Source organism: Kosakonia radicincitans DSM 16656, from assembly GCF_000280495.2.
Lineage (GTDB): Bacteria > Pseudomonadota > Gammaproteobacteria > Enterobacterales > Enterobacteriaceae > Kosakonia > Kosakonia radicincitans.
Map to the genome: position 1 here is coordinate 5,768,650 of NZ_CP018016.1, position 12,360 is coordinate 5,781,009.

The 12,360-nt window shown below is 53.2% G+C and carries 9 protein-coding genes, 2 tRNA genes and 1 rRNA gene; 2 read left to right on the forward strand and 10 right to left on the reverse strand.

Going from position 1 to position 12,360, the window contains the following annotated elements; all coding sequences use genetic code 11:
• Nucleotides 1–8: 8 nt before the first annotated feature.
• The 3 genes from Y71_RS27755 to Y71_RS27765 form a co-directional block, all read right to left on the reverse strand.
• A tRNA-Ala gene (locus tag Y71_RS27755) sits at nucleotides 9–84 on the reverse strand.
• A gap of 39 nt (nucleotides 85–123) precedes the next feature.
• A tRNA-Ile gene (locus Y71_RS27760) sits at nucleotides 124–200 on the reverse strand.
• 72 nt (nucleotides 201–272) lie between these two features.
• Nucleotides 273–1,812, reverse strand: a 16S ribosomal RNA gene (locus Y71_RS27765).
• 455 nt (nucleotides 1,813–2,267) lie between these two features.
• Here Y71_RS27765 and Y71_RS27770 point away from each other — a divergent pair.
• Both Y71_RS27770 and mdtD read left to right on the forward strand, forming a co-directional pair.
• Nucleotides 2,268–2,957: a FadR/GntR family transcriptional regulator gene (locus Y71_RS27770; protein WP_007369350.1), complete on the forward strand. Its 690-nt coding sequence runs from the start codon at nucleotides 2,268–2,270 to the stop codon at nucleotides 2,955–2,957.
• Between the two features lie 11 nt (nucleotides 2,958–2,968).
• Nucleotides 2,969–4,372, forward strand: coding sequence for a multidrug transporter subunit MdtD (mdtD, locus tag Y71_RS27775; RefSeq protein WP_007369351.1), 1,404 nt, complete (start codon nucleotides 2,969–2,971; stop codon nucleotides 4,370–4,372).
• Here the strand turns inward: mdtD and rbsR are convergent.
• From rbsR to kup, 7 genes are all read right to left on the reverse strand, one after another.
• Nucleotides 4,364–5,356: a ribose operon transcriptional repressor RbsR gene (gene rbsR / locus Y71_RS27780; protein ID WP_007369352.1), complete on the reverse strand. Its 993-nt coding sequence runs from the start codon at nucleotides 5,354–5,356 to the stop codon at nucleotides 4,364–4,366. The two genes, mdtD and rbsR, sit on opposite strands and share 9 nt — an antisense overlap.
• A gap of 3 nt (nucleotides 5,357–5,359) precedes the next feature.
• Complete coding sequence (gene rbsK / locus Y71_RS27785; RefSeq protein ID WP_007369353.1) at nucleotides 5,360–6,289, reverse strand: ribokinase; 930 nt, start codon at nucleotides 6,287–6,289, stop codon at nucleotides 5,360–5,362.
• Nucleotides 6,290–6,401: 112 nt separating this feature from the next.
• A complete protein-coding gene (rbsB, locus tag Y71_RS27790) occupies nucleotides 6,402–7,292 on the reverse strand; it encodes a ribose ABC transporter substrate-binding protein RbsB (RefSeq protein WP_007369354.1) in 891 nt (296 codons plus the stop codon).
• Nucleotides 7,293–7,318: 26 nt separating this feature from the next.
• Complete coding sequence (gene rbsC / locus Y71_RS27795) at nucleotides 7,319–8,284, reverse strand: ribose ABC transporter permease (RefSeq protein WP_007369355.1); 966 nt, start codon at nucleotides 8,282–8,284, stop codon at nucleotides 7,319–7,321.
• A gap of 5 nt (nucleotides 8,285–8,289) precedes the next feature.
• Entirely contained in the window at nucleotides 8,290–9,795 is a 1,506-nt protein-coding gene (gene rbsA, locus Y71_RS27800; protein WP_007369356.1) for a ribose ABC transporter ATP-binding protein RbsA, read from the reverse strand.
• 7 nt (nucleotides 9,796–9,802) lie between these two features.
• Entirely contained in the window at nucleotides 9,803–10,222 is a 420-nt protein-coding gene (rbsD, locus tag Y71_RS27805) for a D-ribose pyranase (protein ID WP_007369357.1), read from the reverse strand.
• Between the two features lie 204 nt (nucleotides 10,223–10,426).
• The gene (kup, locus tag Y71_RS27810; protein ID WP_007369358.1) at nucleotides 10,427–12,295 is read right to left on the reverse strand and encodes a low affinity potassium transporter Kup; all 1,869 of its coding nucleotides are present in this window, start codon (nucleotides 12,293–12,295) and stop codon (nucleotides 10,427–10,429) included.
• Between the last annotated feature and the right edge of the window lie 65 nt (nucleotides 12,296–12,360).

Below are 12,360 nucleotides of genomic sequence, written 5' to 3' on the forward strand. Positions count from 1 at the left end.
AGTAATGATGGTGGAGCTATGCGGGATCGAACCGCAGACCTCCTGCGTGCAAAGCAGGCGCTCTCCCAGCTGAGCTATAGCCCCATCGTAGTTAAAACCTCATCAAATTTGCTTTCGCAAATTTGGTAGGCCTGAGTGGACTTGAACCACCGACCTCACCCTTATCAGGGGTGCGCTCTAACCACCTGAGCTACAAGCCTGCAGAGATTTTCTTACTGCTGTTTTTTCATCAGACAATCTGTGTGAGCACTTCAGGAGATGGTTCTTTAAGGTAAGGAGGTGATCCAACCGCAGGTTCCCCTACGGTTACCTTGTTACGACTTCACCCCAGTCATGAATCACAAAGTGGTAAGCGCCCTCCCGAAGGTTAAGCTACCTACTTCTTTTGCAACCCACTCCCATGGTGTGACGGGCGGTGTGTACAAGGCCCGGGAACGTATTCACCGTGACATTCTGATTCACGATTACTAGCGATTCCGACTTCATGGAGTCGAGTTGCAGACTCCAATCCGGACTACGACGCACTTTATGAGGTCCGCTTGCTCTCGCGAGGTCGCTTCTCTTTGTATGCGCCATTGTAGCACGTGTGTAGCCCTGGTCGTAAGGGCCATGATGACTTGACGTCATCCCCACCTTCCTCCAGTTTATCACTGGCAGTCTCCTTTGAGTTCCCGGCCTAACCGCTGGCAACAAAGGATAAGGGTTGCGCTCGTTGCGGGACTTAACCCAACATTTCACAACACGAGCTGACGACAGCCATGCAGCACCTGTCTCACAGTTCCCGAAGGCACCCCGGCATCTCTGCCAGGTTCTGTGGATGTCAAGACCAGGTAAGGTTCTTCGCGTTGCATCGAATTAAACCACATGCTCCACCGCTTGTGCGGGCCCCCGTCAATTCATTTGAGTTTTAACCTTGCGGCCGTACTCCCCAGGCGGTCGATTTAACGCGTTAGCTCCGGAAGCCACGCCTCAAGGGCACAACCTCCAAATCGACATCGTTTACGGCGTGGACTACCAGGGTATCTAATCCTGTTTGCTCCCCACGCTTTCGCACCTGAGCGTCAGTCTTCGTCCAGGAGGCCGCCTTCGCCACCGGTATTCCTCCAGATCTCTACGCATTTCACCGCTACACCTGGAATTCTACCTCCCTCTACGAGACTCCAGCCTGCCAGTTTCGAATGCAGTTCCCAGGTTGAGCCCGGGGATTTCACATCCGACTTGACAGACCGCCTGCGTGCGCTTTACGCCCAGTAATTCCGATTAACGCTTGCACCCTCCGTATTACCGCGGCTGCTGGCACGGAGTTAGCCGGTGCTTCTTCTGCGGGTAACGTCAATCGGCACGGTTATTAACCGTACCGCCTTCCTCCCCGCTGAAAGTGCTTTACAACCCGAAGGCCTTCTTCACACACGCGGCATGGCTGCATCAGGCTTGCGCCCATTGTGCAATATTCCCCACTGCTGCCTCCCGTAGGAGTCTGGACCGTGTCTCAGTTCCAGTGTGGCTGGTCATCCTCTCAGACCAGCTAGGGATCGTCGCCTAGGTGGGCCATTACCCCGCCTACTAGCTAATCCCATCTGGGCACATCTGATGGCAAGAGGCCCGAAGGTCCCCCTCTTTGGTCTTGCGACGTTATGCGGTATTAGCTACCGTTTCCAGTAGTTATCCCCCTCCATCAGGCAGTTTCCCAGACATTACTCACCCGTCCGCCACTCGTCACCCGAGAGCAAGCTCTCTGTGCTACCGTTCGACTTGCATGTGTTAGGCCTGCCGCCAGCGTTCAATCTGAGCCATGATCAAACTCTTCAATTTAAAGTTTGATGCTCATCGAATTAAACTTCGTAATGAATTACGTGTTCACCCGTGAGACTTGGTATTCATTTTTTGTCCGGAGACATCAAGAATCCAGTCACCTGAGTGCCCACACAGATTGTCTGATAAATTGTTAAAGAGCAGTGCCGCTGTGTTTTCGCTGCGGCGCGGGGTGTGCATATTACGCTTTCCCGCCGTGAAGTCAACTGATTATTTTCAGATTTCTTCACCTGACAGGCCGGTGTGTATGCCGTTGTGCCGTGTCAGTGGAGGCGCATTATAGGGAGATAATTCCGGCTGACAACCCCTAATTTAAAAAAAGTTTTCAACCGTGTCTTTTTTCAACAAAACGCGGCAAAAAGAGGCATGAATAACTGATTTTGCTGTTTTTGCCACCACTGACAGATATCGAATGGCATACTAGCGAGTGATACAAAGAAAAAAGGAAGTGAGAAATGCCTTTAAACGCACAGCAACTTGCCGCGCAGAAAAACATCTCTTGGGTGTTAGCAGAGAAACTGGCGCAACAGATCCTGAAAGGTGAATATGCTCCGGGCTCGATTTTACCGGGTGAGATGGAACTGGGTGAGAAGTTTGGCGTCAGCCGCACCGCAGTCAGGGAAGCGGTAAAGACATTAACCGCAAAGGGGATGGTCTTGCCTCGCCCGCGTATTGGCACCCGGGTAATGCCCCGCGACAACTGGAACTTCCTTGATAAAGAATTGTTGTTCTGGTGGATGCACGAGGATAACTTCAAGGAAATCATTCAGCACTTCCTTATTATGCGCAGCAGCCTTGAACCTCAGGCTTGCCTGCTCGCAGCAACACTCGCCAGCGCAGAACAAAAAGCGTATCTCAATACCCTAATGGAAGAGATGGTTAGCCTGAAAAAGGACTTTAACCGCGAACGCTGGATTGAAGTGGATACGGCCTGGCACGAACACATTTACGCGATGAGTGATAACCCCTTCCTTATTTCTTTCTCTTCACTCTTTCACTCGATTTACCACACCTACTTTACCTCTATAACTCAAAACGAAGTGATCAAACTCGACCTTCACCAGGCGATAGTGGACGCCATTCAGGAAAGCGACGGCGAAAGCGCATTCCGGGCGAGCCAGTTATTACTGAATACGCCTAATTAACGGGAATTGGTATGACAGAGAAGAAAGCGCGCAGTATGGCCGGCCTGCCATGGATCGCAGCAATGGCTTTTTTTATGCAGGCACTGGATGCCACCATTCTTAACACCGCCCTACCCGCAATAGCACAGAGCCTTGGCCGCTCCCCGCTGGCGATGCAATCCACCATCATTAGTTACACGCTGACCGTGGCCATGCTGATCCCGATGAGCGGTTGGCTGGCAGACCGTTTTGGCACTCGTCGGGTATTTATGCTGGCGGTAAGCCTGTTTACCCTCGGCTCACTGGCGTGCGCGCTCTCCAACTCACTGTCAATGCTGGTTGTGTTTCGTGTCATTCAGGGGATTGGCGGTGCGATGATGATGCCGGTGGCCCGTCTGGCATTACTACGCGCGTATCCGCGCAGTGAACTGCTGCCGGTCCTGAACTTTGTCACCATGCCCGGGCTTGTCGGGCCGATTCTTGGCCCGGTATTGGGCGGCGTGCTGGTCACCTGGGCAAGCTGGCACTGGATCTTCTTGATTAATATTCCGATTGGTATCGCTGGCCTGTTTTATGCGCGGAAATATATGCCGAACTTCACCACGCCACGGCGAAGTTTCGATATGGGGGGCTTTTTCCTTTTTGGTTTGAGCCTTGTACTGTTTTCCAGCGGCATGGAGTTATTTGGAGAGAAGCTGGTCGCCAGCTGGATTGCTTTCGCGATTATCCTCAGCGGTCTCGGTTTGCTTTGGGCTTACGTTCGCCATGCGCGTCGCCACCCAGCTCCACTGATATCACTCAATCTGTTTAACACCCGCACCTTTTCCGTCGGCATCGCCGGGAACATTGCTTCCCGCCTGGGGACGGGTTGCGTACCGTTTTTGATGCCGCTGATGTTGCAGGTCGGTTTTGGGTATCCCGCGCTGATTGCTGGTTGCATGATGGCGCCAACCGCGCTGGGCTCTATTCTGGCAAAATCCACGGTCACACAGATATTGCGCTGGTTCGGTTATCGCAAGACGCTGGTTGGTATTACGCTGTTTATTGGTTTGATGATTGCCCAGTTCGCGCTGCAAACGCCGGCGATGGCAGTATGGATGCTGGTGCTGCCGCTGTTCATCCTGGGGATGGCAATGTCCACCCAGTTTACCTCGATGAATACCATTACTCTGGCGGACTTAACCGATGAAAATGCCAGCAGCGGCAACAGCGTCCTGGCAGTCACGCAACAGTTATCGATAAGTCTGGGGGTCGCGGTCAGCGCTGCGGTGCTGCGTTTCTATGAAGGGTTCGATAGCATTAATACCGTGGAGCAGTTCCACTACACCTTTATTACCATGGGCGCTATCACGCTGCTCTCCGCGCTGGTCTTTATGCTGCTGAAAGCGAAAGATGGCCGCAACCTGATCAAAGAGCGCCACAAAAAATCAGGCTGAACCGCGCTCTATCAGAATCGGCGTGAGCTGCAACCGCTGTTGCTGCAAACCCGGTTCAGCAATACGGTGGATAAGCACGTCAATTGCCAGCTCACCCAGTTCATCTTTTGGTTGATGGATAGTGGTGAGCGGTGGAGTCATATAGCGCGCCAGTTCAATATCGTCGTAACCGACAATCGCCATATCTTGCGGGATCTTCAACCCGGCCTGATACAAAGCCTGGTATGCGCCAACAGCCATCGCATCGTTGCCGATAAAAACCGCCTGCGGGCGTTCGTTCATCGCCAGTAATGCCTGCATGGCATCAAAACCGCCGCCGAATTCAAAGTCGCTCTCGATTTCATCGCCTTCACGGATGGTTAACCCGGCGCGCGTCATCGCTTCGCGATACCCCTCCAGACGCAAACGCGCAGGCGTTTTATCCAGTGGCCCGGTGATACAGGCTATACGCGTGAATCCTTTATTGATCAGGTACTGCGTTGCCATATCGCCACCCAGCAAAGAGTTATCCTGAATCAGATCGCTATCACCGTTAAACGGCGCCCAGTCCATCATCACGGTCGGTATGGAAGGATAGCGCTGCATGATCTCTTGCGAAGGTTGATGGGTCTCGGTGCACAGCAGCAGCAACCCGTCGACGCGCTTCTGCATCAGCGTTTCCAGATTACTGTTCATCCGCTGTTCATCGCCTTCGGTATTGCACAACACCAGGCTGTAACCGCGCTCAAAACAGCTACGCTCCACGCCGCGCACCAGCTCGGAATAAAAGGGGTTAGTACTGGCGGTTATCAGCATGCCGATGGTGCGGGTCTGATTGATTTTCAGGCTCCGCGCCAGCGCAGAAGGGGCATAGTTCAGCGTTTTGATCGCTGCTTCCACCTTCTCCCGAACAGCATCACTGACAAAGCGATCTTTGTTAATAACGTGGGATACCGTTGAGGTGGAAACGCCCGCCACGCGGGCAACATCCTTCATGGTGGCCAAGTTTCACCCCTGCTGAGAGAGAAAATCATCAATCTCTTTGCGCCACGGAACAGAAGGTTGCGCGCCTTTACGCGTGACAGCAATCGCCGCTGCCGCATGAGCAAAACGGATCGCTTCATCCAGCGTTTTATCTTCCAGCAATGCCGTCAACAGCGCGCCGTTAAAGGTATCGCCAGCGGCAATGGTATCAATGGCTTTCACTTTAAAGCCGGGGACGCGTTTACCTTCGCCATTAACACTTGCCCATACGCCACGGCTGCCAAGGGTAATAATTACCGTCTTGATCCCTTTGGCATGCAACGCCTGCGCGGCACGCGCGGCGTCTTCATCACTGTCAACGCGAATACCAGTCAGTTTTTCCGCTTCGGTTTCATTTGGTGTGATGATGTCCACCAGCGCCAGCAGTTCATCGGAAAGTTCCCGCGCCGGAGCCGGGTTAAGCGCAACGGTTGTGTGGTTCTGCTGCGCGATGCGCGCGGCAGCCAGTACGCTTTCTACCGGCGACTCCAGTTGCATCAGCAATGCCGATGCGTTCGCAATCAGCGCGTGCTGCGCTTCTACGCGTTCAATCGAGAGCGCCGCATTCGCTCCCGCATGAATACCGATGACATTCTCACCTTCGCCATTAACAAAAATCAGCGCCACACCGGTGGATTCCCCCGCAACAACGCTTACTGGCGCGACATCAATATGATCGCTTTCCAGCTGCTTACGAACACGAACGCCCGTGTCGTCATCGCCCGTGCAGGCAATAAAAGCGATATCAGCGCCGCTACGCCCGGCGGCAACCGCCTGGTTTGCGCCTTTACCACCGAAAGCCACCTGATACTGGCTGCCAGTGACGGTTTCGCCCGGCGTCGGGAAAGATTCAAGGTTAAGAATGTGATCGGCATTGATACTACCAAGGACGACGAGTTTGCCTGCGGTTTTCATGATGAGCTTGTCCATAAAGTGCGCCACCGTTCCCGGTGGCGCGTGCCATGCTTTTCTTTATTTTTACGTTGTCCCCAGGCGGCAGGTTCAAGCCTACCGACTGAACTGCTTATTACTGCTTGATGACCAGTTTCAGGTCAACCGGGTTTTTCGCGTAGACTTTTTCGCCTTTCAGCACTTTGTCTGCGGTATCAACACCTTTCGCGCCAATTTGCTCCGGCAACTGAGCAATCGTTGCTGCCAGTTTACCGTCATTTACAGCTTTAATACCGTCTGGCGTACCGTCAAAACCCACCACCATCACGTCGGTTTTACCGGCAGTTTGCAGTGCACGCAGCGCGCCCAGCGCCATTTCATCGTTCTGGGCAAAGACTGCCTGAACATCCGGGTGAGCCGTCAGCAGGTTCTGCATAACGTTCAGGCCTTTAGTACGATCAAAGTCTGCCGGCTGGCTGGCCAGCACGTTAAATTTATGAGCAGCAACGGCCTGCTGGAAACCTTCGCCACGTTCACGTGCAGCGGAAGTCCCGGCAATACCCGCCAGTTCGATAACTTTCGCACCTTCACCCGCTTTTTTAGCGATGTAGTCGCCAGCAATTTTGCCGCCGAGCACGTTGTCAGACGCAATGTGGCTTACCACTTCACCGCTGCTTGCTACGCGGTCGAGGGTAATTACCGGGATTTTTGCCTGGTTAGCCATTTTGATCGCGTTACCAACAGCATCGGAGTCTGTCGGGTTAATCAGCAGCAGTTTGGTACCGCGAACGGTCAGATCCTGCACGTTGGCCAGCTCTTTGGCCGGGTTGTTCTGCGAATCCAGGACAACCAGGTCATACCCCAGTTTATCCGCCTCTTTCTGTGCTCCATCCTTCAGGGAGACGAAGAACGGGTTGTTCAGCGTGGAAATCACCAGAGCAATAGAGTCTTTCGCCATCGCGTTTGCGCTAATGGTGGCGCTCAGTGCAACAGCAGAAACCAGAGTGGCCAGTTTTTTCATGTTCATATTCACGAGTCCTGTTGTGTAGGTAATTACTGCTTTTTGTTGTCTACCAGCACCGCGAGCAGAATCACCACTGCTTTAACGATCATCTGGTAATAGGAGGAAACGCTCAACAAATTCAATCCATTATTGAGGAAGCCCAGAATCAATGCGCCGATCAACGTCCCAACAATGCGACCTTTACCGCCAGCCAGACTGGTTCCGCCCAATACCACCGCAGCAATAGCATCCAGTTCATAACCGGCCCCAGCAGTAGGCTGTGCAGAAGAGAGACGCGCCACTTCAATAATGCCCGCCAGTGAAGCCAGCAGGCCGCACAGCGAGTAGACGATAATTTTCACTTTATCGACGGAGATGCCGGACAAGCGCGTCGCCGCTTCGTTACCGCCCAAAGCATAGATATAGCGACCCAGGCGAGTTTGATGCAATAAATACCAGGCGGCGATAAAGACCACAGCCATCAGCCACACTGGCGTCGGGATCCCGAGCGGACGGCCAATACCAAACCAGCCAAAAATATCTGCGTTAGCGGTAAATCCGGTATTGATTGGGCTGCCATTGGTATAAACCAGCGTTACGCCGCGCAGCAGCAACATCATTACCAACGTAGCGATAAACGCCTGCACGCGGCCTTTCGCGACAATCGCCCCGGTAACGGCGCCGATAGCCGCCCCCAGCGCCAGCGCGCCAGCAACGGCCACCAGCGCATTCACTTCCACGCCAATCATCGATGCCGCAACCGCGCCGGTGAGCGCCAGCAGGGAACCGACGGACAGATCAATTCCCGAGGTCAGGATAACCAGCGTCATCCCCACCGCCATAATGGCGTTTACCGAGGTTTGTTGCAGGATATTCAGCAGGTTATTGACGGTAAAAAAGTTCGGACTCATGGTCGAAACAATCGCAATCAACACCAGCAAAGCAATTAACGATTTTTGTTCCATTAGCCATGCTTTGCTGAAATAACGGCGACCAGAAACAGCCTGGGTAGTCATCTTTTTTACTCCTGATTCACACGATTAAGCTTGCCCACAGCGGCAGCCATCAACACTTCCTGAGTGGCCTGCTCGCGCGTGAATTCACCGCCGAGATGCCCTTCATGCATCACCATAATGCGATCGCTCATTCCCAGCACTTCCGGCATTTCAGAGGAGACCAGGATGATGCTCAGCCCGTCTGCCTTGAACTGGTTAATAAGCTGATAAATCTCTTTTTTCGCCCCAACATCGACGCCACGCGTCGGTTCGTCGAGGATCAGCACTTTTGGCCGCGTCATCAGACCACGGGCAATCGCCACTTTTTGCTGATTACCGCCGGAGAGCAAACCAATCGCCTGTTCCATCGATGGCGTTTTCACATTGAACAGACGGATAAAATCATTCACCGCCTGCTGTTCATCTTTATGCTTCAGCGAACCGCCCGCACGGCTGAAGTAACGCAGTGCCGTCAGCGACATATTCTCTTTCACCGACATGCCGAGCACTAAGCCGTCGCGCTTACGGTCTTCTGAAATATAGACGATGCCGTTCGCCAGCCCGTCCTGCGGAGAGCGGGTGATCACTTCATGGCCGTCGAGTGTCACATAACCGCTGGTGCGCGGCAGTGCGCCATACAGCACTTTCATCAGTTCGGTGCGGCCAGCGCCCATCAACCCGGCGACGCCAAGGATCTCGCCTTTGCGCAGGGTGAAACTGACGTTTTCCACGCCGGGACCACACAGATTATTGACAGTAAGGCGCACTTCGCCCGGCGCTTGATCCAGACGCGGGTATTGGTCTTCCAGCTTGCGGCCAACCATCATTTCGATCAGCGTATCTTCGGTGAGCGTCGCCACTTCACGCTCGGCGATAAACTGCCCGTCACGGAAAACCGTCACATCATCGCAAATCTCGAAGATCTCTTTCAGACGATGGGAGATATAGACAATGCCGCGCCCCTGCGATTTCAACTCGCGGATCACGCGGAACAGCGATTCAGTTTCGGTGTCCGTCAGGGCATCGGTGGGTTCATCCATAATGATGACCTGTGATTCGTAGCTCATCACTTTGGCGATTTCGACCATTTGCTGATCGCCAATGGAGAGTTCGCCTACAAGCCGATCGCTCTTAAAGCGCAGATTCAGTTTGGCCAGCAGCTTGTCGGCTTCAGCAAACATCTTTTTCCAGTCGATTTTGCCGAAACGATTGACGAACTCACGTCCGAGAAAAATGTTCTCAGCAATGGTGAGCTGCGGGATCAGGTTCAATTCCTGGTGGATGATGCCGATACCGGCTTCCTGCGATGATTTTGGGCCGTTAAAGGTGGTCTCTTTTCCCAGCCACAGCAGCGAACCAGCGTCACGGGTATAGATGCCCGTAAGCACTTTCATCATCGTGGATTTACCGGCACCATTTTCGCCCACCAGCGCCATCACACGGCCAGGATAGACATTCAGCGCCGCGCCGGAAAGCGCTTTAACGCCGGGGAATGCTTTATCGATCCCCTTGAGTTGCAGTAACGCGTCCATGATGGCCTCAGAAAGTGACGCCAGCACAGAGAATGATATTCGCAAACGGGGAACACTCCCCGCTGCGAATCACCGCATGACTGTCCGCGGTGTGTTTTTTAAACTGCTCGTGCGTAACGTACCGCACTTCTATGGTGTTTCCCTGGTGTTGTTGCAGTTGCTCAAGAGACTTAAGCAACGTTTCGTGGAGCTGCGGATTATGTTCTTTGATTTCCAGCGCCAGGATAGCGGATTCAACCTGCATTTCGGTTGTCACCACATCCAGCACCTGCATAAAGGACGGTACGCCCTGCGTTAGCGCCATATCGATTCGTTGCGTATTACGCGGCACCGGCAACCCGGCATCACATACCACCAGCGTATCGGTATGACCAAGACGAGAGATAACTGACGAAATGTCAGTGTTCAATACACGACCTTTTTTCATTTTTTATGCTCCACTAGCGAAACGTTTCGCTGAACGCAGTGTAGTACAAAGAATAATCTTATAACTATGTCTCAGTTACAGAAGTGTGATCGATATCGAAACGTTTCGCGTCTGAATGTGATGAAAAAAACAGCTTGATTATCTTAAATGAAATTAACAGGCATAAATAACAAAAACCCCTCATAATTAGGGGTTTTATAAACGCTAAATTTCAACCTGTGTTCCCAGCTCGATAACCCGGTTTGGCGGGATTTCAAACTGGTCCGGCGCGCGCAACGCGTTGCGCTGTAATACCAGGTAGAGCTTACCGCGCAGCCGCAAATACCATGGTCGTTTACCGAGAATCAACGACTCATGCGACATAAAGAAGGAGGTTTCCATCATCCGGCAATTGAGCCCCTCCAGACCACAGCGGTGGAACACCTCTTCAACGTTCGGCGTTTCGCGCCAGCCGTAACTTGCCACCACGCGCCAGAAAGTTGGCGACAACTGTTCAATTTGCACCCGACGCACATTGTGGACGTAAGGTGCATCTTCAGTACGCAGCGTCAGCAGAATCACGCGTTCATGCAACACCTTGTTGTGCTTCAGGTTATGCATCATGGCAAACGGAATGACATTCAGCGCGCGGGACATGTACACCGCCGTACCCGGTACACGAACCGGCGGCGATTTCTCCAGCGACGCAATCATCGCCTCCAGAGAGTTGCCGTGTTCGTGCATACGGCGCAGCAGGCGGAACCGTTCGCTTTTCCAGGTAGTCATCACCAGGAACATCACCATGCCGAGCGTTAACGGCAACCAGCCGCCGGAGACGATTTTATCGAGGTTCGCCGAGAACAGCGGCACATCAATACTCAGGAATAAAATCAGAATCAGCCCCACCAGCACTTTATTCCAGTGCCAGTTTTTGCGTGCCACGGTCGTGGAAAGAATTGAGGTCAGCACCATCGTCCCGGTAACGGCAATACCGTAAGCCGCCGCCAGATTGCTGGAGTGCTCGAAGCTGACAATCACCAGCACCACCGCAAAATAGAGCAGCCAGTTAATGAAAGGGATATAGATCTGCCCGGATTCCATCTCCGAGGTATGAATAATACGCATCGGCGCCAGATAACCCAGACGCACGGCCTGGCGAGTCAGGGAGAAGACGCCTGAAATAACCGCCTGCGACGCAATGACCGTCGCCAGCGTGGCGATAATCAACATCGGGATCAACGCCCACTCCGGTGCCAGCAGGAAGAAGGGGTTCTTAATCGCTTCCGGCGTTTTCAGCAATAATGCGCCCTGGCCAAAGTAATTCAGCGCCAGCGACGGCAGCACCACAATAAACCACGCCACGCGGATCGGCAGCTTACCGAAGTGTCCCATATCCGCATACAGCGCCTCGACACCGGTGATCGACAGCACCACGGCGCCAAGCGCAACAAAAGAGACCGTCTTGTACTCAAGGAAGAAATTCACCGCCCAAAGCGGATTCAGCGCCTGCAACACTTCAGGGTTTTCGATAATACCGCGCGCGCCGAGTACGGCCAGAATCAAAAACCACGCCAGCATGATCGGTGCAAACAGTTTCCCCACCAATCCGGTACCGTGCTTCTGAATCATAAACAGCAGGGTTAAAACGATAATCGACAGCGGCACAATCCAGCTATCGAGCGAAGGCGCGACAATCTCCAGCCCCTCTATCGCCGACATCACCGAGATCGCGGGAGTAATAACCACCTCACCATAGAAGAAGCTACCGCCAATCAATCCCATGATCACCAGCATCGAAGTCATTCTGGCCGAAGTGTTGCGACCGGCCAGCGACATCAGCGTCAGAATACCGCCTTCACCGGCGTTATCCGCGCGCATGACGAATGTCAGATACTTAATGGAGACCACAAAAACCAGTAGCCAGAAGATCAGTGACAAAAAGCCGAAGACGGCATCGCGCTCAACACCGAAACCAAACTGACCAGACAAACATTCACGAAGTGTATAAAGTGGGCTGGTGCCGATATCACCGTAGACAACCCCAATTGCCGCGAGAGTGACAGCGGGTAACGATTGTTTATTATCAGTGCTCATAGACTAATCTTTTGTTTGAATGACAAATGTGTGCTTAGTCCCTTGGCCCACAAAAAGCGCACAGT